Annotated in this window: 25 protein-coding genes; 19 read left to right on the forward strand and 6 right to left on the reverse strand. The window is 44.7% G+C overall.

All coding sequences use genetic code 11. The features are described from left to right. The first annotated feature begins 5 nt into the window (after window positions 1-5). The 14 genes from OCU36_RS04250 to OCU36_RS04315 all read left to right on the forward strand — a co-directional run bounded on the left by OCU36_RS04250 (window position 6) and on the right by OCU36_RS04315 (window position 11335). On the forward strand, window positions 6-788 hold the full coding sequence (locus tag OCU36_RS04250; RefSeq protein ID WP_261839179.1) for a ParA family protein: 783 nt from the start codon (window positions 6-8) through the stop codon (window positions 786-788). Next, the gene (locus OCU36_RS04255; RefSeq protein WP_261839180.1) at window positions 775-1923 is read left to right on the forward strand and encodes a chemotaxis protein CheW; all 1149 of its coding nucleotides are present in this window, start codon (window positions 775-777) and stop codon (window positions 1921-1923) included. The genes OCU36_RS04250 and OCU36_RS04255 overlap by 14 nt, the downstream gene beginning before the upstream one ends. A gap of 74 nt (window positions 1924-1997) precedes the next feature. Then, complete coding sequence (locus OCU36_RS04260) at window positions 1998-2492, forward strand: chemotaxis protein CheW (RefSeq protein ID WP_009848530.1); 495 nt, start codon at window positions 1998-2000, stop codon at window positions 2490-2492. After that, complete coding sequence (locus OCU36_RS04265; protein ID WP_261839181.1) at window positions 2492-3004, forward strand: DUF2802 domain-containing protein; 513 nt, start codon at window positions 2492-2494, stop codon at window positions 3002-3004. Before OCU36_RS04260 ends, OCU36_RS04265 begins: the two co-directional genes overlap by 1 nt. A 275-nt stretch (window positions 3005-3279) precedes the next feature. After that, window positions 3280-3897, forward strand: a complete 618-nt coding sequence (gene ccmA / locus OCU36_RS04270; protein WP_261839182.1) for a cytochrome c biogenesis heme-transporting ATPase CcmA — start codon at window positions 3280-3282, stop codon at window positions 3895-3897. Window position 3898: 1 nt separating this feature from the next. Then, window positions 3899-4567 (forward strand): heme exporter protein CcmB, encoded by a 669-nt coding sequence (ccmB, locus tag OCU36_RS04275; RefSeq protein WP_261839183.1) that lies wholly within the window; start codon window positions 3899-3901, stop codon window positions 4565-4567. A 147-nt stretch (window positions 4568-4714) separates the two neighbouring features. Further along, window positions 4715-5455, forward strand: coding sequence for a heme ABC transporter permease (locus tag OCU36_RS04280; protein WP_261839184.1), 741 nt, complete (start codon window positions 4715-4717; stop codon window positions 5453-5455). 19 nt (window positions 5456-5474) lie between these two features. Beyond that, entirely contained in the window at window positions 5475-5681 is a 207-nt protein-coding gene (gene ccmD / locus OCU36_RS04285) for a heme exporter protein CcmD (RefSeq protein WP_261839185.1), read from the forward strand. Beyond that, window positions 5678-6160 carry a cytochrome c maturation protein CcmE gene (gene ccmE / locus OCU36_RS04290; RefSeq protein ID WP_261839186.1) on the forward strand — a complete coding sequence of 161 codons (483 nt, stop codon included), beginning with the start codon at window positions 5678-5680 and terminating at the stop codon, window positions 6158-6160. The genes ccmD and ccmE overlap by 4 nt, the downstream gene beginning before the upstream one ends. After that, window positions 6157-8127 carry a heme lyase CcmF/NrfE family subunit gene (locus OCU36_RS04295; RefSeq protein ID WP_261839187.1) on the forward strand — a complete coding sequence of 657 codons (1971 nt, stop codon included), beginning with the start codon at window positions 6157-6159 and terminating at the stop codon, window positions 8125-8127. Before ccmE ends, OCU36_RS04295 begins: the two co-directional genes overlap by 4 nt. Before the next feature lie 5 nt (window positions 8128-8132). Continuing rightward, entirely contained in the window at window positions 8133-8684 is a 552-nt protein-coding gene (locus OCU36_RS04300; RefSeq protein ID WP_261839188.1) for a DsbE family thiol:disulfide interchange protein, read from the forward strand. Next, window positions 8681-9163 (forward strand): cytochrome c-type biogenesis protein, encoded by a 483-nt coding sequence (locus tag OCU36_RS04305; RefSeq protein ID WP_261839189.1) that lies wholly within the window; start codon window positions 8681-8683, stop codon window positions 9161-9163. The genes OCU36_RS04300 and OCU36_RS04305 overlap by 4 nt, the downstream gene beginning before the upstream one ends. Further along, window positions 9163-10383: a c-type cytochrome biogenesis protein CcmI gene (gene ccmI, locus OCU36_RS04310; protein WP_261839190.1), complete on the forward strand. Its 1221-nt coding sequence runs from the start codon at window positions 9163-9165 to the stop codon at window positions 10381-10383. Before OCU36_RS04305 ends, ccmI begins: the two co-directional genes overlap by 1 nt. Window positions 10384-10549: 166 nt before the next feature. Continuing rightward, window positions 10550-11335, forward strand: a complete 786-nt coding sequence (locus OCU36_RS04315) for an MlaA family lipoprotein (protein WP_261839191.1) — start codon at window positions 10550-10552, stop codon at window positions 11333-11335. A gap of 93 nt (window positions 11336-11428) precedes the next feature. Here OCU36_RS04315 and OCU36_RS04320 read toward each other — a convergent pair whose 3' ends face one another. From OCU36_RS04320 to OCU36_RS04335, 4 genes are all read right to left on the reverse strand, one after another. Then, window positions 11429-12733 carry an outer membrane protein transport protein gene (locus tag OCU36_RS04320; protein WP_261839192.1) on the reverse strand — a complete coding sequence of 435 codons (1305 nt, stop codon included), beginning with the start codon at window positions 12731-12733 and terminating at the stop codon, window positions 11429-11431. Window positions 12734-13029: 296 nt separating this feature from the next. Further along, entirely contained in the window at window positions 13030-14298 is a 1269-nt protein-coding gene (locus OCU36_RS04325) for an outer membrane protein transport protein (protein WP_261839193.1), read from the reverse strand. 296 nt (window positions 14299-14594) lie between these two features. After that, entirely contained in the window at window positions 14595-15323 is a 729-nt protein-coding gene (locus OCU36_RS04330) for a DUF3379 domain-containing protein (RefSeq protein WP_261839194.1), read from the reverse strand. Beyond that, the gene (locus tag OCU36_RS04335; protein ID WP_261839683.1) at window positions 15316-15864 is read right to left on the reverse strand and encodes a sigma-70 family RNA polymerase sigma factor; all 549 of its coding nucleotides are present in this window, start codon (window positions 15862-15864) and stop codon (window positions 15316-15318) included. Before OCU36_RS04335 ends, OCU36_RS04330 begins: the two co-directional genes overlap by 8 nt. 552 nt (window positions 15865-16416) lie before the next feature. Between OCU36_RS04335 and fadI the strand changes: the two genes are divergently transcribed. Further along, window positions 16417-17724, forward strand: coding sequence for an acetyl-CoA C-acyltransferase FadI (gene fadI / locus OCU36_RS04340; protein ID WP_261839195.1), 1308 nt, complete (start codon window positions 16417-16419; stop codon window positions 17722-17724). Then, the gene (gene fadJ, locus OCU36_RS04345) at window positions 17724-19940 is read left to right on the forward strand and encodes a fatty acid oxidation complex subunit alpha FadJ (RefSeq protein WP_261839196.1); all 2217 of its coding nucleotides are present in this window, start codon (window positions 17724-17726) and stop codon (window positions 19938-19940) included. Before fadI ends, fadJ begins: the two co-directional genes overlap by 1 nt. Window positions 19941-20014: 74 nt before the next feature. Here the strand turns inward: fadJ and OCU36_RS04350 are convergent, their stop codons facing one another. Then, window positions 20015-22795: an insulinase family protein gene (locus OCU36_RS04350; RefSeq protein WP_261839197.1), complete on the reverse strand. Its 2781-nt coding sequence runs from the start codon at window positions 22793-22795 to the stop codon at window positions 20015-20017. Between the two features lie 303 nt (window positions 22796-23098). On the opposite strand from OCU36_RS04350, the gene sixA reads away from it, so the two are divergent. After that, window positions 23099-23563 (forward strand): phosphohistidine phosphatase SixA, encoded by a 465-nt coding sequence (gene sixA, locus OCU36_RS04355; protein WP_261839198.1) that lies wholly within the window; start codon window positions 23099-23101, stop codon window positions 23561-23563. A 110-nt stretch (window positions 23564-23673) separates the two neighbouring features. On the opposite strand, the gene smrB is transcribed toward sixA, so the two are convergent. After that, on the reverse strand, window positions 23674-24204 hold the full coding sequence (gene smrB, locus OCU36_RS04360; protein ID WP_261839199.1) for an endonuclease SmrB: 531 nt from the start codon (window positions 24202-24204) through the stop codon (window positions 23674-23676). 62 nt (window positions 24205-24266) lie between these two features. Between smrB and prmB the strand changes: the two genes are divergently transcribed. Together prmB and OCU36_RS04370 are read left to right on the forward strand one after the other, a co-directional pair. Beyond that, window positions 24267-25199 carry a 50S ribosomal protein L3 N(5)-glutamine methyltransferase gene (prmB, locus tag OCU36_RS04365; protein WP_261839200.1) on the forward strand — a complete coding sequence of 311 codons (933 nt, stop codon included), beginning with the start codon at window positions 24267-24269 and terminating at the stop codon, window positions 25197-25199. A 248-nt stretch (window positions 25200-25447) separates the two neighbouring features. Beyond that, window positions 25448-26089, forward strand: coding sequence for a LysE family translocator (locus tag OCU36_RS04370; protein ID WP_261839201.1), 642 nt, complete (start codon window positions 25448-25450; stop codon window positions 26087-26089). The last annotated feature ends 311 nt before the right edge of the window (window positions 26090-26400 follow it).

The following is a 26400-nucleotide window of genomic DNA, read 5'->3' on the forward strand; positions in this document are numbered from 1 at the left end:
TCGACATGATTGTTTGGAGTGTTGCAAACCAAAAAGGTGGTGTTGGTAAAACGACTACGACCGTGACTCTAGCAGGTTTACTTGCGTTGAAGGGGCACCGTGTTCTGTTGGTTGATACTGACCCACATGCATCACTGACCACCTATCTGGGTTACGACTCAGATACGGTGGAATCGAGCCTGTTTGATCTGTTCCAGTTGCGTGAGTTTACCGCGCAGACGGTAAGACCTTTGCTTTTACAAACGGAAGTCGAAGGTATTGATATTATTCCTGCACATATGTCATTAGCGACATTAGATCGTGTGATGGGAAATCGAAGTGGTATGGGATTGATCTTGAAGCGCGCTTTAGTGGCTTTGCAAAGTGACTATGACTACGTGCTTATTGACTGTCCGCCCATTCTGGGTGTCATGATGGTCAATGCTTTGGCGGCGAGTGATCGTATTTTGATTCCTGTACAGACTGAGTTTTTGGCAATGAAGGGCTTAGAGCGCATGATTCGCACTTTATCCATCATGCAGAAGTCTCGTAAAACACCGTTTAAAGTGACGATTATACCGACGATGTACGATAAACGGACCAGAGCATCACTACAAACACTCACTCAGCTTAAAGATGATTACCCGAACCAAGTTTGGACATCTGCCGTACCGATTGATACCAAGTTTCGAGATGCGAGCTTAAAACGTTTGCCAGCCTCTCACTTTGCGTCGGGTAGTCGCGGTGTATTTGCTTATAAACAATTGCTTATTTATCTTGAGAGGTTAGCGATAAATGAGCGTGAATAACGAATTAACAGAGACACGACAAAGTCTATCGAGTGAACAAGCGCTGGATGATTATTTCACTTCGCTATTGGGCGAAGAAAATAGTGAACCGGATGCGTTTTTTGTTGACCAGTCTATCGAACTGTCTCAACCTGAAGAGCCAGAGCCAGAGCCAGAGCCAGAGCCAGAGCCAGAGCCAGAGCCAGAGCCAGAGCCAGAGCCAGAGCCAGAGCCAGAGCCAGAGCCAGAGCCACAATTGACGAATCATTATTCGACTTATGCAGAACTGCGTTCCGCTGAGTTTGATGTGCCTAATCTTGAGGATGTTCAAAGGTTACTGAGTCGTTTAGAAGCGACTAATGTTGTTGATGAACTGAACCTCGATGAGTTGATGGATCAGAACACCCAGAAAATCGCCCAGCAAGCAGACATGCAAATGTTTGATGCCACGGTTGAGTCTGTTCAAGTGTTTGAAGAGCCGGAGATTCAAGATTGGAATCTTCCAGAACCTGATTTATCCATTGCTGAAGAGTCACCTGTTGAATCGCAGCAAATTGAAGAGTTACAAGCTGAACCGTTAGAAACGGAACAAGTAGAATTTAAGGCTGTTGAGTCGAAACTTGACGCTCCTGAGCCAGAGACCGTTATTGAACCTGAAACTCAAGCAGGAGGTGCTGACCAGTTGACCTCTTGGGAAAGTACGGTTCGCACAGAAGACTTTCAAGTCTTGTATTTTGATGTAAACGGCGTGACCTTTGCGGTGCCACTTGATGAGCTTGGCGGCATCCATCGCCTTGAAGAGTTAAGTCATATTATTGGTAAGCCAGCTTGGTATTTGGGCTTGCAAACCAAGCATGACAGTCAACTCGATGTGGTTGATACAGCCAAGTGGGTGATGTCAGAAAAGCTATCGAATGACGAATATAAAGAAAACTATCAATATATAGTGATGCTTGGGGAAAGCTTATGGGGGCTTGCGGGCACCGAGCTTAAAGGTACCGAACTGCTGAATTCAGATAAAGTACGTTGGCGAGAAACGGCAGGCAAACGTCCATGGCTCGCTGGTATGGTTAAAGAAAAAATGTGTGCTTTGATTCATGTTGAAGCACTAATCGCTATGCTCAATGCAGGGCTAGATGTAAAAGCATTAAGCTAGTAACAAGCATTAGGCTAACAATAAACGCATTAAGTTAATAATAGTGGTCGGTAACGACGGCAAGAGGATTATTTATGTCTCATATGAGTGAAGTTGAAGTAAGAAAAGATCAAACAAATGATGAAGTACTTCAATGGGTGACATTCCAACTGGAAGAAGAAACGTACGGCATCAACGTCATGCAAGTGCGTGAAGTACTGCGTTACAGCGAAATTGCTCCAGTACCGGGTGCTCCAGATTACGTTTTGGGTATTATCAACCTACGTGGTAACGTTGTGACTGTTATCGACACTCGCTCTCGCTTTGGTTTGATGCAAGGTGAAATCACAGACAATACTCGTATCATCGTTATTGAATCTGAGCGTCAAGTCATCGGCATCCTAGTCGATAGCGTTGCTGAAGTGGTTTACCTACGTTCTTCTGAAATCGACACAACGCCAAGTGTCGGCACGGATGAAAGTGCTAAGTTCATTCAAGGTGTCAGCAACCGTGATGGCAAGCTGCTTATCTTAGTAGATCTAAACAAACTACTAAGCGAAGACGAATGGGATGAGATGGCTCACCTGTAATGTTTGAAGCGCTTCCTTTAAGCCCTGTCGCTCTGATATCAGGCGTTGGGGTTTTTACGTTATTCATCGTGATTTTGATTAGCAAAGTAAAACGTGCGATTCAAAAGCAGCTCGATAAGTCACGCCTGCAAGTTGGTCACTTGGAAAAGGAGCTTCAAAAATCAAGTAAGCAATTGCTTGAGGTTCGCTCTGTGGTGGTTGGCCTTGGTCAAAAAGTAACGGAACAACAAGATCTGATAAAGCATCTGAATGAACGTATTGTTGAGTTGGAACATGCGGACACTGATGGACGTTTGTACACACGTGCAACGAAAATGGTTCAGCTAGGCGCTGGGATTAACGAATTGATCGAAGAGTGTGAGTTGCCTAAAGCAGAGGCTGAGCTAATGATGTCGTTACAGAATAAGCTGACAGGCAAAGAAAAAATCCCTTCGTTGAGAAGTGATCCCTCCTCGTTTAAAGATCAACCCGCGGTCACTCATGATCGTAAAGGCCCATCTCGACGTCGTTGAATTGAGTGCTGACAGCACTTTAATACAGGTGTTTATCGTGTATTCCTCAAAAAAGAAGCTACGGCTTCTTTTTTTGTGCCCATCTGTATTTTATAGAACGATGTTTGTAAGTGATTGTATCTGAAGTGATATTTTGTTTGTTGTTAAATATGTGTCAATTGTGATGTGATGGTAACAGTTTCTTACGGGTTTGTTCTCTCGAAAACGTCAAGTTCTGTTTTGTGTCCATATTGGTGTGCTACTATAGCACTCTCTTTACTTAACCAAATTTACCTATGTTAGATGTTTCAAATTTAACTGCTATTCGCGACGACAGGGTTCTGTTCGAATCGTTGTCTTTTCAATTGAAACCCGGGGAATTGGTTCAAGTTGAAGGTCGAAATGGTACCGGAAAAACAACATTGCTTAGGATCATCGCAGGTTTGGGTGACCGTGATGACGGCACTGTCTCTTGGGATGGTGAGTTGATTGAATCTAGCCGAGATACCTATCATCAGAATTTACTTTTTCTTGGCCATCAAACGGGTGTTAAACGTGAGTTGAGTGCCTATGAAAATCTAAGTTTTTATCAGTCGATTCATCGCACAGGAGTGGGCAAAGAAGAGCTCTATCACGCCTTGGCTCAAGTCGGTCTTGCGGGGAGAGAAGATGTACCTGCCGGTCAGCTTTCCGCAGGTCAACAACGCCGTGTGGCATTGGCCCGTCTTTGGCTAAGTAAGCAAAGGTTGTGGATTTTAGACGAACCGCTGACTGCAATAGATAAGCAGGGCGTAAAAGTTCTCGAATCTCTTTTTTCTCAGCATGCTGAAAATGGGGGTATTGTGCTGCTAACTACCCATCAAGATATGTTTGCTGATAGCCCGAAACTCAGAAAAATAAAATTGGGTGAGTGATATGATCTCTTCAATGACCACGATTATTCGACGTGAACTGCTGATTGCGTTTCGACGCCAAGCAGATATTTTTAACCCTTTGTGGTTCTTTATTATTGTTATTACTCTTTTTCCATTGAGTATTGGCCCAGAGCCAAACTTACTTGCTCGCATTGCTGCGGGCATTGTCTGGGTAGCGGCTTTACTTTCGGCATTACTCTCTCTAGAGCGTCTTTTTCGTGATGACTTTCAAGATGGCGCACTCGAGCAAATGATGTTGATGCCCATCCCATTGCAGTTGGTTGTATTGTCCAAGGTTATCGCACACTGGTTGTTGACTGGGCTACCATTAATTTTGATCAGTCCTCTACTCGCGGTATTGCTGTCTTTGGATTTTGATACTTGGTTATCCGTTGTCTTAACATTATTGGTTGGTACACCAATACTAAGCTTTATCGGTGCGATTGGGGTCGCTTTAACGGTAGGGCTACAAAAAGGGGGAGTGCTATTAAGCCTGTTAATCTTGCCGCTTTACATCCCCATTTTGATCTTCGCGACGTCAGCGATTGACGCTGCGGCTTTGGGGGTTGCGTACAACGGGCAGTTGGCGGTACTTGGGGCAATGTTAATGGGCGCAATGACGTTGACGCCTTTTGCAATCAGCGCCGCACTTCGAGTGAGTGTGAACTAATAGCGGTACTGTTATCGTATAGCTAAGTTGAATCAATCGTCTTGTTTGAATTTATTGCGTCAGCAAAACGGAAAGTAAGACAAATTAATTATTATCATTATAGCTTTAATAGCTGTAAGCAATATGAAGTAAGAGTGAGATTACAACATGTGGAAATGGCTCCATCCCTATGCCAAAGCAGAAACTTCTTATCAGCTTGCTGGTAAACTTCTGCCATGGTTTTCGATCCTAGCGCTATTGTGCCTATCCGTTGGTACCGTGTGGGGGCTTGCATTTGCGCCTTCTGATTACCAACAAGGTGATAGTTTTCGAATCATTTACATCCATGTTCCGTCTGCAATCTGGTCGATGGGCGTTTACATGTCGATGGCGATTGCTGCCTTTATCGGCTTGGTATGGCAGGTAAGGCTATCAGATATGGCTGCGTTGGCGATGGCGCCTATTGGTGCTGTATTTACCTTCATTGCGTTACTAACCGGCGCTGTTTGGGGGAAACCAATGTGGGGGGCTTGGTGGGTTTGGGATGCGCGTTTAACCTCAGAGCTGATTCTTCTATTCCTGTACTTGGGTGTGATTGCACTGCACCACGCTTTTGACGACCAAAAAACAGCAGCCAAAGCGGCAGGCATTTTGGCTATCGTTGGTGTCATCAACCTACCGATTATTCACTTTTCAGTAGAGTGGTGGAACACACTACACCAAGGTGCGACGATCACTAAGTTCGATAAGCCATCCATTTCAAGTGATATGTTATGGCCGCTTCTTCTTAATATCTTTGGCTTCGCCTTTTTCTTTGGTGCTGTGACTATGGTTCGTTTTAGAAACGAAATTATTAACAAAGAAAGTCACCGTCCGTGGGTTCGCAAGCTTGCGGCTGAAAAAGCGTAGTAGGGTAGGAAATTATATTATGTATTTTGAATCTTTAAGTGATTTCTTTGCCATGGGAGGCTATGCCTCATATGTATGGAGTGCATTTGGAATCACATTCCTCACGATGATCATTTTAGTGGTCGTAAGCGTTCGTCGTGGTAAGCAATTACTGAATGAAGTACAAGCTAAGATTGATCGTCAAGCTCGTATTGATGCAGCAAAAAATATGGAGAACACGCTATGAACCCGAGGCGCAAAAAGAGGCTAGGTATTGTCTTAGCGATCTTTTTTGGTATCAGTGCGACGGTTGGATTAATGGTTTACGCACTTAATCAGAATATGGATCTGTTCTATACACCTACTGAGCTGGTGAATGGCAAAGACGGTAAAAAGCCTGAAGTCGGTCAACGCTTACGTATTGGTGGTATGGTCGTCGTCGGTTCTGTCAAACGTGACAACGAATCACTGCGTGTCAGCTTCGATTTAGCTGATGTTGGCCCTAAGGTGACCATCTTATACGATGGTATCCTTCCTGATCTTTTCCGTGAAGGCCAAGGTATTGTTGCTCAGGGCGTTCTTAAAGATGCCACAACAATAGAAGCGTTTGAGGTGTTGGCAAAGCACGATGAAGAGTACATGCCAGCTGAAATTGCGGAAGCAATGAAGAAAACCCATGAGCCTTTGCAATACACGACTGAACAAAAAGAAGGAAATGCTCAATGATAGCCGAGATCGGCCATTTTGCGATGATCCTATCCTTGGGATTAGCATTGCTACTCAGTGTGCTCCCATTGTATGGGGCCGCTCGAAACAACACATTATTGATGAACAGCGCACGTCCATTGTCGTGGGGCATGTTCGGATTCTTAGCCATTTCGTTCTTTATTTTGTGTTACGCGTTTTACACGAATGATTTTACGATTCAATACGTAGCCAGTAATTCGAATAGCCAGCTTCCTTGGTACTATCGCATTACGGCGGTTTGGGGCGCTCATGAAGGTTCATTGCTGCTTTGGGTTCTTATCCAAGCCGGTTGGACGGTCGCGGTCGCGACCTTTAGCCGTGGCATGCCTCAAGAGTCTGTGGCTCGAGTATTGGCAATCATGGGTTTGATTACGGTCGGCTTTTTACTGTTCATTATCATCACGTCTAACCCGTTTCTACGTACATTGCCTTACTTTCCAGTCGATGGCCGTGACTTGAACCCGTTGTTGCAAGATCCGGGTTTGATTATTCACCCGCCTATGCTTTACATGGGTTACGTTGGTTTCTCTGTTGCGTTCTCTTTCGCCATTGCTTCTCTAATGACCGGCCGTTTAGATACGGCGTGGGCTCGTTGGTCTCGTCCTTGGACTATTGCGGCTTGGTTATTTCTAACAGTAGGTATTGCACTGGGTTCATGGTGGGCTTACTACGAACTTGGCTGGGGTGGCTGGTGGTTCTGGGATCCAGTAGAAAACGCTTCTTTCATGCCTTGGTTAGCGGGTACTGCACTGATGCACTCATTAGCAGTAACCGAAAAACGAGGCACGTTTAAAGCTTGGACAGTATTGCTGGCTATTTCGGCATTCTCACTGAGCTTACTCGGTACATTCTTAGTTCGTTCGGGCATCTTAGTATCGGTTCACGCATTTGCATCGGATCCTGCTCGCGGTATGTTTATTCTGGGTTTCTTGGTGTTTGTGATCGGTGGTTCACTGCTGTTGTTTGCAGTGAAAGGTGCATCAGTTCGTGTTCGTGGAAACTTTGATTTGGTTTCTCGTGAAAACGCACTGCTTGGTAACAACATCTTATTGATTGCAGCGCTTGTCGTTGTATTAGTCGGTACGCTACTGCCATTAGTTCACAAACAGTTAGGCTTGGGCTCGGTATCTATCGGTGCACCATTCTTTGATATGTTGTTCTTCTGGCTCATGATCCCGTTCTCTTTCCTACTGGGTATCGGTCCACTGATCCGTTGGAAACGCGACAACTTGTCTAAGTTGATTAAGCCAATGATCATTTCGGGCATTTTCTCGCTAGGTTTAAGCGCGCTAATGGTGACACTGCTGGCAGATCGCTTCAGTGGTACTGCTTTCGCTGGGTGGGTGATGTCATTCTGGATCATCTTCATGCATGGTTTTGAACTGCATGAGCGTGCGACTCACCGTCATACCTTCCTGAAGGGGCTCACTAAGCTGCCTCGTAGTCACTGGGCAATGATGTGTGGTCACATTGGTTTAGCGGTGACTGTGATTGGTATCGCGATGGTGCAAAACTACAGCATCGAACGCGATGTACGTCTGGCGCCAGGTGAAAGCTACCAACTTGAAGAGTACAGTTTCCTATTTACAGGTGTTCGTGACAAAGATGGTCCTAATTACGATGGTTACATTGCTGACTTTGACATTACCAAAGACGGCAAATACATCAACACGCTTCATGCTGAAAAACGTTTCTATACCACCGCTAAGTCTATGATGACTGAAGCGGCGATTGACCGTGGCGTAACTCGTGATCTATACATCGCAATGGGTGAGCGTTTAGACGACAACAAATCTTGGGCAGTACGTGTTTATTACAAACCATTTGTACGATGGATCTGGGCGGGCTCATTGATTATGTCGATTGGTGGTGTTATCGCGATGAGTGATCGTCGTTACCGTTTCCGTAAGCCAACGAAAAAGTCGGCTCAAGAGCAGGAGGCTTAATTCGAATGAACAAAAAGATTTTATTCATTCCTTTGATTGCGTTTATGGTTCTCGCTGGAATCTTTGCAACGCAATTGATGCGCAACCAGTCGGGCGACGACCCGACTAAGCTTGAATCCGTATTGATTGGTAAGCCTGTTCCCAAGTTCGGTCTGGAAGATTTGGAGCAACCTGGTAAGTTTCATGATCAAGCGATCTTTAAAGGTGAGCCATTGCTTCTTAATGTTTGGGCGACTTGGTGCCCGACTTGTTATGCAGAGCATTCCTATTTGAATAAGCTCGCAGATCAAGGCGTTAAAATTATTGGCCTTAACTACAAAGATGATCGCAATAAAGCAATCAATTGGTTAAACGAGTTGGGTAACCCTTATCTTATTAGTTTGTTTGACGGGAACGGCATGCTAGGGCTTGATCTCGGTGTGTATGGCGCACCTGAGACGTTCTTAATTGATGCGAACGGTGTGATTCGTTATCGCCATGTGGGTGACGTGAATCCAACGAATTGGGCAGCAACGCTTGAACCGATGTACCAAAAGTTGTTGGAGGAAGCGAAATGATCAAAAAGGTACTGATTGCTCTGTTCACGACGTTGGCCATTTGTGCATCGGTTTCGGCTACGCCTATCGAATTTCATGAATTTGATAACGTTGATCAAGAACAGCAGTTCAAAGAGTTGAGCCACACACTTCGTTGTCCTAAATGTCAGAACAACACAATCGCAGATTCGAATGCTGAGTTAGCGGTCGATTTGCGCCAAAAAGTGTATGAGATGACAAAAGACGGCAAATCAAAGCAAGACATTATTGATTACATGATTGCTCGTTACGGTAATTTTGTGACCTACAATCCGCCGTTGACATTAGCTACATCAATCCTTTGGCTTGGCCCGTTTGCGGTGGTTGTGTTTGGATTTGGTCTGATCATTTTACGAAGTAGAAAGTCAAAAGCAGTAGAGTCAGACAAAGACTGGGATGCAAACAAAGAAGCACGTTTAAAAGCGTTACTCGACGAAGAGAACGACGGAGATAAACAGTAATGACTCTATTTTGGATTTCTACCATTATCCTTTCGTTAGCGGCGATTTTACTGATTGTTTTGCCTTTCATTAATAAGAAAGCAAACGATGATCAAAGGCTTCGTGACGAGTTGAATAAAGCGTTCTATAAAGATCGTTTAGTTGAGTTAGAGGTTGAAGCTGAAGAAGGCCTTGTTGATAACCAACAGGAGCTGATCGCTGATCTTAAGCAATCTTTACTTGATGATGTTCCGGAGCAGAAAGAGGTCAAGCAAGCCGCCATTTCTACCGTTTCTGTCGTGGTACCTTCCGTTATTCTTGTTCTGGTCGTGACTTATGGAATGTACTTTAAGTTTGGCGCATTGGATAAAGTGCAACACTGGCAAGATGTGACTTCAAACCTTCCTGAGTTGTCCAAAAAGCTTATGTCATCAGAAGGCGGAGCGCTAACAGATGATGAATTAGAAGATTTGACGTTGGCACTGCGCACGCGTCTTCATTACCAACCACAAGATTCAACCGGTTGGTTGCTGCTTGGACGAATTGCTCTTGCCAATCGCGATGCTGAAACCGCCAAAGATTCGATGGAGCGCGCGTACAAGCTTGAGCCGAATAATCAAGATGTTCAGTTAGGTTTTGCTCAAGCACTGATGCTTTCGCCTGATGAAGCGGATCAAAACCAAGCGCGTTTGATTTTGAGTCGTTTGATTCAAAACGACTACGTCGACTTACGTGTATTTTCACTGCTCGCGTTCGATGCATTCGAACGTCAAGATTACCCAAGTGCTGTTAAATATTGGAGCATCATGCAGCAGATGATTGGTCCACAAGACAGTCGCTATGAGATGTTGTCACGCAGTATAGAAAGTGCGCAGAAGAAAATGGGGGATACCATGGGGGTCGCTCAAGGTAAGAGTGTGGCAGTCACCCTTGAGCTGGCAAGCGACATTAATGTCGATCCTAAGTCGGTACTGGTTGTCTCCGTCCACAGAGCCGATGGTTCGCCAATGCCGGTAGCTGCAGCGCGTTATCCGCTGGGGACTTTCCCTCGGACTGTTGTACTGGATGATGACAATAGCATGATGGAAGGACAGAAATTGTCTAGCCTTGAAACTTTGATGGTTAGAGCTAGGCTTGATAGTGACGGTAACGTTTCAACCCGAGAGGGTGATTGGTATGGTGAGAGTGACGTGGTTGAACTGGGGTCACCCGTTACCATTGACATCAATAAACAATATTGATCATGACTTTGCATAAGTGTTAACTATTCCGATTTAGCGACAAACGGTATAGACTTATGCAAACAATTGAGGTCAGCGATTGCTGGCCTCTCTTATTATTATACCAAGCGAGGGTGAGCCGTGGCTTACTGCGATTGGTATTGTTATTCCTTATGGAAAAGGTGTTATGTCTATCCGTGTTTTAAGACTTTCGGGTTTACTCGTTATCGCAAGCTTTATGGTGGGCTGTTCTAGCGCACCAGAAGAGAGCCAGAGTGAAGGGAACGTTGCAGCGTCTGAATATGTCAAAGAGTCTCACCCCAACGATCCTTTTGAAAGTTTCAACCGAGCGATGTGGGACATCAACTATGAGTATTTAGATCCTTATTTGGTTCGCCCTGTGTCTCTTGCTTATGCTGACTATACACCGGTACCTGTTCGTTCTGGCATCTCCAACTTTTTAGCTAACCTAGATGAACCATCGAGCATCGTGAACAACCTAATGATGGGCAATGGCGAAAAAGCACTCGACCATTTTAACCGTTTTTGGTTGAACTCTACGTTTGGTCTTTTAGGGTTAATTGATATTGCTAGCGAAGCGGGTATCACTAAGTATGACGAAAAATCGTTTGCTGATGCGATTGGCCATTACGGGGTTGGGAATGGACCGTACTTCATGGTGCCGGGTTATGGGCCGATTACCACTCGTCAAGTGGCCGAGCAAGTGGATAGCTTGTATGTTCCTTTATCCTTTTTGAATTTTTGGGCGAGTGTAGGTAAGTGGGCGTTTGAAGGTATGGAGAAACGAGCTCGGTACGTACCTCAGGAGTCACTATTGGAAGACTCTCCGGACCCATATGCGTTAACACGAGATGTTTACCTTCAACGTCGTGACTTTAAAGCCGAGATCGCTCCTGAAGACGTTGATCTGGAAGAAGAAGACCTCATTGACGGATACCTAGAAGATTACTAGAAACACGATTTAGAAAATCGATAAAAGAAAGGCTCGATGTTGAAAACAACATCGAGCCTTTTTAATGTTTGTTAGTTTAAGTCAGTAAACAGTTTAGAAACGGTAGTTCGCTTGGATACCCACTAGCCAGATGCTCCCTGTTGCCTCGCCTTCGAAGCTGCCACCAAATAAATCAGCGGCTGGATCTTTTTCATGCATCTTAGCGTCTTTCGCTAGGATGTAAGTAAAGCCTGCATCTAGAGTCAGTTGCTCAGACCATTGGTAGCCGGCACCAATACTTAACCAAGTACGATCTGTTTCTGGAATCGTCGCTGTACGATGCTCTTCACTTACTGCTGAAGTATCGTATGCGATACCAGAGCGTAGAGCCAGTTTAGGTGTCATTTGGTAAGTGGTACCAATGGCAAAACGGTAGTTGTCTTCCCAGTTTTCTTGTTTGATGTCTTGTGAGCTCGCAGGTCCAAACTCAGGAATGTCGGCAACAAGTTCTTTAAAGCTGCTCCAATTCGTCCAGTTGACACTTGCGTGCAGCGCGACTTTTTCTGTTAGTTGATGAAAACTCGCTAGCTCAGCTGTCGCTGGTAATGCGAGTTGCAGTGAACCGTTATATTGTGATTTCACCGGCGTGCCTAAACGCGTAGCTACAGCGTCAAAGCCTACGCCTTTTGCATGGCCTTCAAGTGTAAGGTTGACTTCTGACTTGTAGGTAAAGCCTAGGCGGTTATTCTCGTTGATCTGCCAAGCCGTACCAACTTGCCAACCCCATGCCGTATCATCGCCTTCCATGTATTTTAAAGCAGTGCCTACAGGTAAAGGAACTAGAGAGTTCGCCGCTGATGCCGCACCGAAGTGACCATCAGCCATTACGTAGCGAAGGCCACCACCAATAGATACGCTGTCTAGAACTTGGTAAGCAGCATTTAGGTTAAGCTCCATTGTGGTCACTTTTGCTTCGTTACCGTGGTTTGCGCCACCGAAGTCTTTACCTAGGTCTGTTTCCATACCGTAGTTCGTACCCGCAGCAAAGCCCAATGCAAACTTGTCGTTGTACTTATGAGAAACATAAAAGTTTGGAATGACTGCACTGTGGGCAAAATCGCTAGAATTTGATGGAGTAGATTGTCCCATCATAGACGTAGAAGTACCGTCGATGTCGATGTTTGGATCAACATAGATAGCACCAACCGAAACCTGAGTACCTTCTAGGTAAGTCAGCATTGCAGGGTTACGCCATTGTGCGTCTGCACCGTCAGCCATTGCCGCTTCACCTGCGTATGCACGTCCTAGGCCTGTTGCTGAGTATTCGGCTAGTTGAAAACCAGCGGCGTAAGTTGCGGAAGATACCGAAAATAGTCCAGCTGCCACTGCTGCACATAGAAGAGTTTTATTCATTTTCATTGTTATGTTCGCTGAATCATAAGTGTTTAGTGGCGTGATTCTACGTTTAGAGTCATTACTTTAAAAATGTAATTCGAACAAAATGGTGTTTTAGGGATTAAATGAGTAAATTTGGTTAATTACTAGAGAAATCATCTGAATGTTTCGGTTGTGTTGTGAAGTTTGAGCGTACACTTGTAGTCATAATTTACCCTTCGAGGCTACAGCTGTAAGCCTAAATTGATGCTAGTCAGTGATTTAGGCAATAAAAAAGGGTCGCATCAAGCGACCCTTTGGGATTGATAGCTTAGCTTATATTAGAAGCTACGGCTGTACTGTAGACCAAACAGAATAGCATCAGCGTGCGTTGTTGCTGTTAGTGGAGTACCTGCAGAGTTTTCTTCAACTTTTACATCATCACCTAATAGGTATGTGAAACCTAAATCAACATTAGAAGCTGTGTCGATGTGGTATGTGAAACCCGCAGATAACCATTGACGATCAGAATCTGGAACAGAGATAGAAGTTAGTGAATCTTGTGCACTCGTGTCGTACATGTAACCAGCACGAAGTGTCCAATCAGTGTTTAGGTAGTAAGTACCACCAATCGCATAGTGCCAGCCATCTTGCCATTTGTAATCTTTTTGGTAAACACCACCATTTGCTTGCGCAAGTCCCGCAGCGATCGTTGACTTCGTTGTGCTAAGGTTTTCAAAATCGATTGAGTCAAATGCGCTCCAACCTATCCACTGCACAGAGTAGTGAACTGCGAACTTGGTGTCTTTAATTTTGTGGTAACCAGAGAATTCAGCGATGTCAGGTAGAGGAAGTGTAATCTCTTGACCATCATCATCTTCTGCTGTGAACTCTGGACTGTAACGGTAAGATAGACCAAAACGGTTATTTTCATCGAGCTCGTAAACGGTACCGATGTTGAAGCCAACTGCCCAACCCGTTGCAGCGTCGACGTCCAGAAGAGGTGTTCCTAAAGGAATATTACCAGCTTGCATGCCGACACCTGAAGTACGTTTCATTGTACCTTGGCCATAGATAAGATCTAAGCCAGCACCAAAGCTCCATTGGTCATTCAGACGGTAAGAGCCCGCTAGACCAAAGTTGATGCTCTTAACGTCAGTTAAGCCACCGTATTCAGCTGCAGGGTAGCTGTCTTCAAACTCTGTTTTAGTACCAAAATTTGAGTAAGCGTTCACACCCCAAGCAAATTGGTCATTGACTGGAACGATTAAGTGGATGTTAGGAGCGATTGACGTGTCACCCACATCATCTGTATCACCAACCGGAACTGCACCACCAACGTAATTTACGTCTTTAACTTCGATCATAGAAGTGATGCTTTCAAAACCAAGAGAAAGCTCCGTTTTGTCAAACAGTGCCATTGCCGCTGGGTTACGTGCCATTACTGACGCGTTATCTGCGATGACGGCATCACCAGCGAAAGCACGGCCGATGCCCGTTGCTGATTGTGCGTTAAGTTGGAAACCGGCTGCCATCGCTTGCGAAGATGCCAGTGTGATTGTTACTGCTAAAAGAGACTTTTTAAACAGACGCGTGTTGTTGGTAGTCATGCATTTATTCCTTTATATATCCGCCTCTACAGGGCGATTAATTTGAGCAATTGCTCAATGGTGGCTGATCCTATTCGCAAGTATACGATATACAAATCCGACCATTGGAGATTTTGAGTGGAAAATTATGGAAATGACGTCTATCTGGCACGAAAATGGTGATAAATGCTGTTTTTTAGAGTTTTAAATCTAAAGTTATTGGGTTGGTGAATGATTTTCGGTTTATTGATACACAAAGCCCAGCGATATCAAGAATATAATCGCTGGGCCTTTTATTACGGGGTTTTGAGAGCACATTAGCTCATTGGTTTAATCATTTTTGTCAGCTTTTCGGCGATCTTAGTCACGTCTTCGCCCTTTTCTCCGACAAGGATGAGACTGCTGCCATCGATGGGGGTTATTGAACCAGACATGCCTTTTTCATCAAAGTCGAGGGATTTTTCTGTTGGAATCCCGGTTAAAAACAGTGTTACTTTGCCTTTTTCACCTTGAAAAACCATGTGAATTGCGTTGGACTTTCCGAAACCACAATGGTTTAGGTAATAAACGTGATAGGGAAAATCTTCATCAAACTGAAATGAAAATGGGTTCATCTTGGCATTGATTTGCTGTGATGTGACTTGTTCATCCAGTACATTCACAAAGCTATTTTCATCAATAACATGTTTGATTGCTGTATCTGCCAAGCTTGCTTGGGCGGGTGACACGAGTGCACTCTTCCAGTTAATTTGGCCAACCAATAAACCGGCAACGAATGCTACAGACGCGGCCATCGTTATTGCTCGTCGAGCAAAAGTCGGTCTTACGACATTGCTTTCTTCACTGGAGGGTTGATTGAACAGAATACGATCAGCGAGATCGTCTGGTACATCCACATTCATCGCAGAGTGGATCTGTTTATCAAGTGATAGTACGTCGTCTAAGAAGTGACTATTGGTTTGACTGTTTGCTGCCGCATCAATGATATCTGGTGTGCGTTGTTTAGGTTCCGACAATACACGACGACGAAATTCCAAATCATCCATTATGTTGCCCCCTCTCTGCCTCTTCTCTATCCAACTTCTCTTTCAACTGGTTTCGAGCTCTGAATAAACGTGTCATTACCGTGTTTTTGTTGAGATCGAGAATATCGGCGATCTCATCACCACTAAATCCCCCAATCACTTGCAAGAAGAGAGGTTCACGATAATCGACTTCGAGTTTCATGATCTGTACTTGCAACCATTGGTGCTGATGGTGTGGGTCATCACTGACACTAGCATCGTTACTGTGATCGTCGATATCGACCAGATCAAATTGTTTGCGTTCAAAGCGTCGAGCATTCTCGCGTCTCAAGATGGTAATTAGCCAAGACTTAGCGGCTTTTTCATCTTGTAGGCTATCGAGTGACTTCCATGCGCGAAGGCAAGTCTCCTGTACTAAATCTTCGGCGATGCTTTTGTCTTTGCACAACCAATAGGCGTAGCGAAAGAGGTCACGATGATAGGCTCGTACGAGCGCTTCGTATTTTCTTTGTTTGTCCATATCAGAGTTGACCGGACGCCTGCTTGTTTTCTTTCCAAACATTTTTATTATTGACACACGAGCCTCCATAATTGCTCTGCGTACAGTTATCCTCTATACGTTGTGCTTCGTTTTTATATTTTTTAGAGTTAACGCCCGGCAGGAAATCGTAAAATCACATTAAAATTGATCTACTTCAAAATTTAAGGCCTCGAACAAGTTATAGTACATCTTGTCGTCTAGTTAGTCATTCGTGACTAGCATGTTGAGCAAGACGACACTTCCTTTTGAAGGCTGACTTTACTTTCTCCTAATCAGGAAACTGATTATTTCAATTGGCGTTAAGTTAATTGCTTTATATACATTCCGACCACACAACTTCGTGTGGTTTTTTTTTGCCTCAAGAAATCATTCCCTACATTGCGATAACAGTTTTGGCTTACAATAGTTTAGTCTCTTACGACAACCTTTCCCCAAAAAAGGTTCGCCTGAATGTGCAGTTATATTTTCAAACAGTGAGATACTCGTATCACGTTTATTTAAACGCTTGTTTGATTTAATTAACAACTTCTTTACAATACCTCAGGTCAGACCTCTTAACTCAAAGGAGAAACCATGGGCAAACAGGAAGTCAAAACACGTTCCGGAGAACGTGTCGCCGTTGTCGCTGGATTACGAACCCCATTCGCTCGTCAGAGCACAGAATTTAGTCAAGTGCCCGCTGTTGACCTTGGCAAAATGGTTGTGAGCGAGATGCTTGCCCGAACGGATGTTGATCCTGCACTCATTGAACAAGTTGTGTTCGGTCAAGTGGTGCAGATGCCGGAGGCACCGAATATTGCGCGTGAAATTGTGCTTGGTACAGGCATGGATATTAATACCGATGCTTACAGTGTGACGCGTGCTTGTGCAACGAGTTTTCAAGCTGCTGTTAACGTGACCGAAAGTATAATGGCAGGCACGATTGATGTCGGTATTGCGGGTGGTGCGGATTCTTCTTCTGTATTGCCAATTGGTGTTTCGAAGAAGCTCGCGGCAAACCTATTGGCGTTAAGCAAAACGAAAACGCTAGGTCAAAAGCTGAAGATTCTTAAAACACTTTCAGTTAAAGATCTGATGCCAGTACCACCGGCGGTAGCCGAATACTCGACAGGCCTATCCATGGGACAAACGGCCGAGCAGATGGCTAAGACCCATGGTATTACTCGCGAAGCTCAAGATGCACTGGCTCACCGTTCTCACTCGTTGGCTTCTCAAGCATGGAAAGAAGGCAAGATTCAAGACGAAGTGATGACGGCATTCCCTGCGCCTTATAAAAACTACCTCGCGGAAGACAACAATATTCGCCATGACTCAACGGTTGAAGGCTACGCTAAGCTGCGTCCTGCTTTTGATAGAAAGTACGGCAGTGTAACCGCTGCCAATGCTACGCCGCTGACTGATGGCGGTGCGGCGGTGATGTTGATGCGCGAAGGTAAAGCGAAGGAGCTAGGCTTAGAAGTGCTTGGCTATATTCGTGGTTATGCGTTCTCAGCAATTGGTGTTGAAACGGATATGTTGATGGGGCCAACGTACGCGACCGCTCAAGTACTAAAGAACACCGGTCTAGAGTTATCTGATCTAACCTTGATTGAGATGCACGAAGCATTTGCAGCACAAGTGTTGGCTAACGTTAAAATGTTCGCCAGCGATGAGTTTGCTCAGAAGAACCTTGGCCGCGACAAAGCGATTGGTGAGATTGATATGGAGAAGTTCAACGTGCTGGGTAGTTCCATTGCTTATGGACACCCGTTTGCGGCGACAGGGGCGCGAATGATGACTCAAACACTGCGTGAACTGAAACGTCGCGGTGGCGGCTTGGCACTGAACACGGCGTGTGCGGCTGGTGGTTTAGGTGCAGCAATGATCTTGGAGGTGGAATAATGTCTACGACTCTTGATGCAACAACAGAAAAAGAAATCGTCGCTCAACCCGATTCAACGTCTGCGACTGAATCAACCAAAAACAAAGCGACAGCGTTCTCTCTTAATATCGATGAACAAGATATTGCATGGCTTGCGATCGATGTGCCAAACGAGAAAATGAACACGCTGCAAGCGGCTTTTGCTGAAGAAATGAAAGCCATCTTCGAGCAACTCAAAGAAAAGCAGAGCCGAATTAAGGGTTTAATCGTTCATTCTCTCAAGCCAGATAACTTTATCGCGGGTGCGGATGTACGAATGCTGGATGCGTGTAAAACGGCTGATGAAGCACAGTCTTTAGCTCGCCAAGGGCAGGAGATGTTTCAAACACTTTCAGATCTTCCGTACCCTGTCGTCGCAGCAATACATGGTCCATGTTTAGGCGGCGGGTTAGAACTGGCTCTTGCGTGTGATTACCGGGTATGTACCGATTCAGACCAAACCCGTCTTGGCCTGCCAGAAGTTCAGTTAGGTTTATTGCCTGGCTCTGGTGGCACACAGCGCCTTCCTCGTCTAATTGGTTTGCTGCCATCACTCGATCTTATTCTAACGGGTAAACAACTGCGTGCTAAGAAAGCAAAATCACTTGGGGTTGTGGATGCTTGTGTACCTGAAACCATCTTGCTTGAAGTGGCTAAAAGCTATGTTGAAAAGAATTCAGGTGGCAAAAAAGGTAAGCGTCTTGCGTCTAAAAAACGGGCTTCAGCCAAAGAAAAACTGATTTCACGTACTGGGTTGGGGCGCAAAGTGATTTTTGAACAAGCTTCTAAGAAGACAAATCAGAAAACACGCGGCAATTACCCAGCAGCAGATGCGATCCTCGATGTGATTCGTTATGGCTTGGAGAATGGCTTTGATAAAGGCCTTCACTATGAAGCGAAGCGTTTCTCAGAACTGGTGATGACTGCTGAATCCAAAGCCCTGCGTTCGATTTTCTTTGCAACCACGGAAATGAAAAAAGAACACGGCGCAGACGCAGAACCGAAAGCGGTGAAACGTATTGGTGTGCTAGGCGGCGGTCTAATGGGTGCAGGTATTAGTCATGTGAGTGTGGCAAAAGCGAAAGTGCCAGTGCGTATTAAAGATGTATCAAATGAAGGTGTGCTTAATGCGCTTAACTACAACTATCAGTTGTTCGATAAGCAGCGTAAACGTCGAATTTTGAGTAGAGCGGGTCTTGAAAGTAAGATGCTTCAGTTGGCTGGTGGTATCGACTTTACCAGCTTTAACCACACCGACGTGGTGATTGAAGCCGTGTTTGAAGATCTTGAGCTTAAGCAATCAATGGTTGCGGACATTGAAGCCAATGCTAAGCCAGAGACAATCTTTGCGACTAATACGTCTTCTTTGCCAATCCATAAGATTGCAGAGAAGGCGCTGCGACCAGAAAATGTGGTTGGCCTGCATTACTTCAGCCCTGCCGAAAAAATGCCGCTGGTTGAAGTTATTCCTCATGAAACAACGTCAGAAGAGACGATTTCGACAGTGGTTGCATTAGCGAAGAAGCAAGGTAAAACCCCAATTGTTGTTAAAGATACGGCTGGCTTCTATGTGAACCGTATTCTTGCGCCGTACATGAACGAAGCGGCGCATCTGTTATTGGCGAATGAGCCGATTGAAAAACTTGATAGCGCATTATTGGACTTCGGTTTTCCGGTCGGCCCGATCACCTTGCTCGATGAAGTGGGGGTTGATATTGGTGCGAAGATCATTCCGATTTTAGTCAATGAGCTTGGCAACCGTTTCCAAGGCCCAGATGTGTTCGATGTTCTTTTGAATGACAACCGTAAAGGCCGTAAGAGTGGTAAAGGTTTCTATACTTACAAGGGCAAAAAGAAGGAAGTCGATAAGTCAGTTTACAAGCTGCTTAAGCTGCAACCGGAACCTAAGTTGAGCGATAACGACATTGCTCTGCGTTGTGTGTTACCCATGCTGAATGAAGCGGTCCGTTGTCTTGATGACGGTATTATTCGCAGCCCTCGTGATGGTGATATCGGTGCGATTTTCGGTATCGGTTTCCCGCCATTTTTAGGTGGCCCGTTCCGCTATATGGATCAAGTCGGCATTAAATCTCTGGTTGAGATGATGAACGACTTCGCGAAGAAATACGGTGATCGTTTTGCGCCATGTGATGGTCTGTTAACGCGTGCTGGTTTGGATGACTCTTTCTACAAGTAACTTTCTCGCGCGCTGATGATGAAGCCCGCATCAAACGATTGATGCGGGCTTTTTATTGAGTGTCGATTTATCATTTATCCGTGAAGATCGTAGTCTTTAGGGCGTAATTGAAATTCATCAATAGAGCCAATTTCCACCCCGACGGATAATTTTTCTTCAGTGTCGTGAGCGTTACCTTGTGCGTGCATAATTAGACGATTCGCCGTACGTGGTTTGAGCTGGTTGACCACAAAACGGATCATATCAGAGCGAGTTAGCCCTTTTAGCTCTTCAAGCACACGTTCTCTTTGGTTGAATTCGACGTCTTTATTGCCAATCGCCACCCATAAGCGCTGAGCACGTCCTCGCAATGTGGTATCTGGGGTTGAAATCTGATTCCATAAGCCCCGTTTACTGCTGTGCCATTGATAATCATTAAGTTCCAACAACACCATGTAAAAGGCATTGAGGAATTCATCAATCGAAGCGAGTAGGTCGACCGGGGCCGCATTGGGTGACTGCACGTACAATACAATACCGGGATGGCGATTGAGTGGCATATTCCCAGTCCCAACCATATAACCTAGCTGTTGTTTGGTACGTATTTCATGGAAGAAAGTCGCCGACATGAGGTGATTGGCTAATGAATATAGTGCAATGCTGTTAGGTAAGGTATCGGGACATTGATAATAGACCACAATCGCAGAATCATCTTGATTGCAGGCGACTTCACGTTGAAAGCTGCCGTTTTCGCCAAGCATGATCAATGGGCGTAGTGACTCTTCGTAGGCTTGGCCTTGAACACGCAGCGCATCTTTTAGGTTTTCAGCCATCTTGTGGGCATCGTTTTTTTGCCAGTCACCATAGACAAACATTTCTATGTGCAGTTCGGCCAAAATCGCTTGCACAAAAGAAGACAGTTCATCCACCTCTATCGTTTCTAATGCTTCAATTAAAACGGAATAGGGCGGATTATTGGGCTGAAGTATTCCAGTCATCGTATTAAACAGCTGCGAAATAGGCCGATCTTGTGATGTGTTATTCCAGTTTCTGAGCAGCTGATTTTTAATTGTTGTGAAGCGTGCCGGACTAAAGTCGCGAGCTTGGAAACGTTCAATAATCATGTTGAGCAGTTGTGGCTGCTTCTCGCTGAACCCTGAAAGCGTGAGCGTAACACCGCCCTGATGGGTATACATGTTGTAACCCATGCCGGCAATCTCAGCTTGATACGTATCTTTTTCAAGCGAGTCTAAGAACATCTCAACACAGACGCGTGTCTTAACGATGTTTCTTGGGCTTGATACCGAATGTGGGCTGTCGATGGCAATATACACGACACCTTTGGGTACTCGAAACTGGTGGTCTTGCAGGTGCCACAATTTAAAGCCGTCGAGCTGTTCCAACAATTGTGGGTATTGAGTGTCATCTTCGAGCTCTTTTGGGTCTAACTCATAGCAAATAAACGGGTTTTTACTTGGCAGTTCAAACTTCCAGCCGGGGTTGATACTCGTAAAACATTGGGTTTGTTCTGGGCTAAAAGGCGTGACAGAGTAGGGGGTAAAGTACCATTTTGCTTTTCTATCATATTCGAAGCCTTGGGCAATGATGGTTGCACGCATATTGTCGACGGATAAGTAGGGAAGTAAAGAGCGTTGTAACTCTTCGTCAAAGTGCGACATCTTATAATCGCCATACACCACATCTTGTTCTTGGTAGTGCTGCATGTTGATCACAAGATGACTGACGATATCAAGCGGCCTTGCTGGCTCTTGAAAGCGGAATGCGGATTCTAAAACAGCACGTTTTTCTAAGTAGCGCCACTCTTCAATCCCTTGCTGTTCAATGAGCTTGATGTATTGGAAGACGGCTTGGATGATGCTGTCGGTTTTTGTTAAACCCTTCATCGTCAATGAACAATTGACGGTGAAGTCACGGTAGTTACTGCTGCTTGCTCCGCCTCCCGCTGATAGGGAGGTAATCCAACCTTTCTCTTTGAGTTGCATCATTAAGCTGCCTTCACCTTCATAACCTAAAAGATGGGCAAAGAACGACAAGGGTTTAATGCCGTAGTGTGCATCCATATTCGGCATCGGGAAGGTTAAGATAAGTTTTCGTACTTCTTTTATCGGCTCAACACGGACTTGAATACCCGTGCTTAGCTCGCCAACAATCGGCACTTCAACCTTTTTGCCTTGTAAGTGGTGATTGGGAATTGAGCTAAAACGTTTTTCCACCCAGCTTTGCATCTCATCTAATGACTGATTGCCAGACAGTGTCAGCGTCATCAAGTCAGCAGAGTACTGTTGCTGGTGGAAAGCTAAGATCTCTTGTCGAATCGTCTCACCGTTTCTGTCACCCAAGGTATCGATATTACCGACAGAAAATTTTGAGAATGGATGATTGTGGTTCACTAACTCTTTGGTCACCTGATACAAGCGGCGAGAATCGTCATTGAGTTTCATTTTATATTCGGAATCAACGGCTTGACGCTCTTTATCTAACGCTTCCTCATTGAACAAGGGAGCAGTAAAAAACTGGCTAAAGCGATCGAGTGCGCTTTTAAATGCATTTAATTCAACATCAAAAAAGAAGCAAGTATGTTCTGTTCCCGTCCAAGCATTGTTACTGCCACCATGTTGGCTGATAAAGCTTTGGAATTCCCCGATCTTTGGATACTTTTCTGTTCCCAAAAAGAGCATATGCTCTAAATAATGAGCTAAGCCCTCTCTATCTGAAGGGTCATCAAAGTGCCCGACATTCACTGCGAGTGCGGCAGCCGCTTTTTGAGCGTTCTGATCGTGAACTAGCAGTACTCGTAATCCGTTATTTAGTGTTAGGTAACGGTATTGATGTTCATCGTTGGGGCTTAAATGCACAGGAGCATCTCCAGATAAGGTAGTTTTTAAATTATGTACTCGATGATTCGGCGTGCAAACCTAGAAATCATATTTTGGGATATGAAAGGCTTTTTGGCGACTTCAACAGACTTTTATCGATTTTTATCAGTGATTTATTTTCTTTTACCAAGATTGTTAAGAAAGTCGAACTCTTTAGCAAGTGACTTGATATAATTATTTATATAGACTTTGCTTTCTCTGGATGGAGAGACCAACGCTAAGTAGCGTATCGCTGATATGGGATATATCGACTTTCGACATGTTACGAAGACAGGACTGAACATGAAAATATTCATAATGCGCCACGGAGAAGCAGAACATTTTGCTAACTCTGACGCTGAACGAGCGTTAACAAAGCGCGGTAAAATCGCGTCTCTTGCTGTGGCTCAAGCAGCCGCTGAGCAAGGGTTTAATCAGTTCGATAAAGTGCTTGTCAGCCCATATTTAAGGGCACAAGAAACGTGGTTAGAGATCTCTCAGGTGTTTTCCGGAAAGAAAGTCGAAATCAGTGATGATATTACCCCTTATGGTATATCCAGTGATGTGTTCGATTTGACTCTAGCGCTGGCCGACGTAGAAAAGCTTGAGACCATTTTATTTGTTTCTCATTTACCTCTTGTGGGCTATTTAACGGCAGAGTTTGTGACTGGTATGGCTCCACCTATGTTCCCAACTTCAGGGCTAGCTTGTATTGAATTCGACCTTGAGAAACAAACTGGTGAGTTACTTTTTAACATCAATCGATAGTTCAGGTTGATACGACTTTTAAAAGTGAAAGATCAGCGAGAAAAGGGCATCTCAATGGTTTGAGATGCCCTTTTTGTTTTTTGATATGAGGATGAATTCGTAAACCTGAATTACTTATCAGGAACGGCAAGCAGTACCAACAGCGCACCATGACCACCGAACTCTAACGGTGCTTGGTGAAAAGCCATAACATCAGGGTGCTGTGCTAACCACAACGGTACTTTTTGTTTAAGAATATGCTTACCAATACCGTGTTGTACACAAGCACAGGCGACACTCTCTTTAACGCAGTGAGCGATCATGGCTCCCAGCTCGCGCTTTGCTTCTTGCTGTGTCATACCATGCATATCGAGATAGACGTCAGGCACGTAAACCCCACGGCGTAGTCGCTTGACTTCATATTTAGAGACATCATCACGCGAATAACGCGTTGGACCCTCTTCGCTAAGGTGCGGAATGAACTCATCCGAGAAATAAAACTCGCTATCACTGGCTTGTCTTGTTGTTCGAGTCATTTCTTTTTGCTTTGCATCTCTTTTTGGCTGCTGGATTATGGTATCCTGTTGCAACTTTTTAACGCCCTTTACTGCCTCGCTGAACAGGGCGAAATCGTCATCAAAGTTGGTGTCTTTTTTGCTCATCAGGTTATGAATTCTAATTAGAAACGTAATTAGCAGTATTGTAGCGCTTTTCGGAGACAATTTTGGATAAGATTTTTGTAGAAGAAGCGGTATCAGAACTACACACGCTTCAAGATGTGATTCGTTGGACCGTTAGCCGCTTTAACGCAGCGGGCTTATTTTATGGTCACGGTACGGATAACGCGTGGGATGAGGCGGTACAACTTATTTTGCCTACTCTTTATCTACCGATTGATGTTCCAGCGCATGTGATGAACTCTCGTTTAACGAGTAGTGAACGTTTACGCATCGTTGAGCGCGTGATTAAGCGTATCAATGATCGCACTCCAACCGCTTATCTAACCAATAAAGCTTGGTTCTGTGGTCTTGAGTTTTTTGTTGATGAACGCGTGCTTGTGCCTCGTTCGCCAATTGGTGAGTTGATCGAAGCTCAGTTTCAACCATGGTTAACTGAAGAGCCAATCCGCATCATGGATATGTGTACGGGCAGTGGTTGTATTGCTATTGCTTGTGCTCACGCATTTCCTGACGCTGAAGTCGATGCGATTGATATTTCTACTGATGCATTGCAAGTGGCTGAGCAGAACATCCAAGATCACGGTATGGATCAACAAGTGTTTCCAATCCGTTCCGATCTTTTCCGCGATTTGCCAAAAGAAAAATATAACCTGATCGTATCAAATCCACCTTACGTGGACGAAGAAGATATGAACAGCTTGCCTGATGAGTTTACTCATGAGCCGGAGCTTGGCCTAGCAGCAGGGACTGACGGACTTAAATTGGTTCGCCGTATCTTGGCTGACGCACCAGATTACCTAACAGAGAATGGTATTCTGATCTGTGAAGTGGGCAACTCAATGGTTCACATGATGGAGCAGTATCCAGAGCTTCCATTTACTTGGATCGAATTCTCAAACGGTGGTCACGGTGTCTTCATGATCACTCGCGAGCAGCTCGTCGCTCATGCAGACGAGTTCTCTATCTACAAAGGCTAGGTTGCTGCTCGTTTTTAGCTTAAAGATAAAGCTTGAAACTTCAGGTTAGAACTTTGTAAGGCGTTCTATTTTAGTCGTTTAAATTTAAACGCTGTGCAGCGATGCATGGCGTTTTTTATTGCCGAAATTTAGCAGGGAAGGTATCTACAAAAGCAGAACTCGCTCAATATTCAGTTGCTTAATATAAATAGCTATTGCATATTAATGCTCAATGTTTAGCCTGTTTAGTGAGTTAAGGAGAATTCGCGATGAGCTTTGATACATGGATTTATTATTTGTTGGCAGTGTTGATTTTAACCGCCTCACCGGGGCCAAGCTCTTTGTTGTGTATGACTAAGGGGGTGCAATCGGGCTTCACGCTATCGATATTCACGGCCTTGGGGAGCTTAACAGCCATTACCGGGATCCTAACCTTATCATTTACCGGTTTAGGGGTAATCATTGCCTCGTCGGAAGTGGTATTTAACGTAATTAAATGGACCGGTGCAGCTTATCTTATTTATCTCGGTTGGAAGTCGCTACGCTCTAGCCAACAAGATTACGAGCAGCAACCTAATCAAACCAGCGTTTCTCAATCCGTTAAAGAAAGCGCTGCGCAGCATTATTTAAGTGGTTTTATTGTTGGTGCAAGTAATCCCAAAGCTATCCTGTTTTTTACCGCACTTTTCCCTCAGTTTATCGATCCATCGATCGCACTATTCCCTCAGTTTATCGTGTTTGCTTTGACCTTCGCTGTGATGGAATTGTCTTGGTTGTTGGTGTATGCCTATTTAGGGGCCAAATCGTCAAATTGGTTATTCGCTAAAGGTCGAGCTAAGGTTTTTAATCGCGTTACTGGAGGCGTGTTTATTGGGGCCGGAGCATTGCTTTCGACGACAAGTCGAGCATAGCGTGTTGATTTATCAAATGACTAAAGAGTGACCGAAGTTTCTTGGTACTGTCATAAAAGGTTAACACTAATATGCTTGCTGATATCGGCATAAAGTCGATATATTGGTGTTACACCATCACGTTCTCGAGGAGAGATATATGCAGCATCAAGAAATGATTCAACACAGTCACTTTGGCGTTATCAGTCGCATTTGGATTTTCTCTACCCTTTCTCTTGTGGGTATTCTTACTCTAATGTAGTCAGCTTCATGGCTCTATATTTTCAGTTTTTATTATGAACTCACTTGTTAAAAAGTCTTCAAAGTCAGAA

The organism is Vibrio artabrorum (genome assembly GCF_024347295.1).
Lineage (GTDB): Bacteria > Pseudomonadota > Gammaproteobacteria > Enterobacterales > Vibrionaceae > Vibrio > Vibrio artabrorum.

What these genes read in the sequence shown, in the direction of transcription:
- OCU36_RS04250 (WP_261839179.1), top strand. Translation starts at nt 6, where the DNA reads ATGATTGTTTGGAGTGTTGCAAACCAAAAAGGTGGTGTTGGTAAAACG.
- OCU36_RS04255 (WP_261839180.1), top strand. Translation starts at nt 775, where the DNA reads ATGAGCGTGAATAACGAATTAACAGAGACACGACAAAGTCTATCGAGT.
- OCU36_RS04260 (WP_009848530.1), top strand. Translation starts at nt 1,998, where the DNA reads ATGTCTCATATGAGTGAAGTTGAAGTAAGAAAAGATCAAACAAATGAT.
- OCU36_RS04265 (WP_261839181.1), top strand. Translation starts at nt 2,492, where the DNA reads ATGTTTGAAGCGCTTCCTTTAAGCCCTGTCGCTCTGATATCAGGCGTT.
- ccmA (WP_261839182.1), top strand. Translation starts at nt 3,280, where the DNA reads ATGTTAGATGTTTCAAATTTAACTGCTATTCGCGACGACAGGGTTCTG.
- ccmB (WP_261839183.1), top strand. Translation starts at nt 3,899, where the DNA reads ATGATCTCTTCAATGACCACGATTATTCGACGTGAACTGCTGATTGCG.
- OCU36_RS04280 (WP_261839184.1), top strand. Translation starts at nt 4,715, where the DNA reads ATGTGGAAATGGCTCCATCCCTATGCCAAAGCAGAAACTTCTTATCAG.
- ccmD (WP_261839185.1), top strand. Translation starts at nt 5,475, where the DNA reads ATGTATTTTGAATCTTTAAGTGATTTCTTTGCCATGGGAGGCTATGCC.
- ccmE (WP_261839186.1), top strand. Translation starts at nt 5,678, where the DNA reads ATGAACCCGAGGCGCAAAAAGAGGCTAGGTATTGTCTTAGCGATCTTT.
- OCU36_RS04295 (WP_261839187.1), top strand. Translation starts at nt 6,157, where the DNA reads ATGATAGCCGAGATCGGCCATTTTGCGATGATCCTATCCTTGGGATTA.
- OCU36_RS04300 (WP_261839188.1), top strand. Translation starts at nt 8,133, where the DNA reads ATGAACAAAAAGATTTTATTCATTCCTTTGATTGCGTTTATGGTTCTC.
- OCU36_RS04305 (WP_261839189.1), top strand. Translation starts at nt 8,681, where the DNA reads ATGATCAAAAAGGTACTGATTGCTCTGTTCACGACGTTGGCCATTTGT.
- ccmI (WP_261839190.1), top strand. Translation starts at nt 9,163, where the DNA reads ATGACTCTATTTTGGATTTCTACCATTATCCTTTCGTTAGCGGCGATT.
- OCU36_RS04315 (WP_261839191.1), top strand. Translation starts at nt 10,550, where the DNA reads ATGTCTATCCGTGTTTTAAGACTTTCGGGTTTACTCGTTATCGCAAGC.
- OCU36_RS04320 (WP_261839192.1), bottom strand. Translation starts at nt 12,733, where the DNA reads ATGAAAATGAATAAAACTCTTCTATGTGCAGCAGTGGCAGCTGGACTA.
- OCU36_RS04325 (WP_261839193.1), bottom strand. Translation starts at nt 14,298, where the DNA reads ATGACTACCAACAACACGCGTCTGTTTAAAAAGTCTCTTTTAGCAGTA.
- OCU36_RS04330 (WP_261839194.1), bottom strand. Translation starts at nt 15,323, where the DNA reads ATGGATGATTTGGAATTTCGTCGTCGTGTATTGTCGGAACCTAAACAA.
- OCU36_RS04335 (WP_261839683.1), bottom strand. Translation starts at nt 15,864, where the DNA reads ATGTTTGGAAAGAAAACAAGCAGGCGTCCGGTCAACTCTGATATGGAC.
- fadI (WP_261839195.1), top strand. Translation starts at nt 16,417, where the DNA reads ATGGGCAAACAGGAAGTCAAAACACGTTCCGGAGAACGTGTCGCCGTT.
- fadJ (WP_261839196.1), top strand. Translation starts at nt 17,724, where the DNA reads ATGTCTACGACTCTTGATGCAACAACAGAAAAAGAAATCGTCGCTCAA.
- sixA (WP_261839198.1), top strand. Translation starts at nt 23,099, where the DNA reads ATGAAAATATTCATAATGCGCCACGGAGAAGCAGAACATTTTGCTAAC.
- smrB (WP_261839199.1), bottom strand. Translation starts at nt 24,204, where the DNA reads ATGAGCAAAAAAGACACCAACTTTGATGACGATTTCGCCCTGTTCAGC.
- OCU36_RS04370 (WP_261839201.1), top strand. Translation starts at nt 25,448, where the DNA reads ATGAGCTTTGATACATGGATTTATTATTTGTTGGCAGTGTTGATTTTA.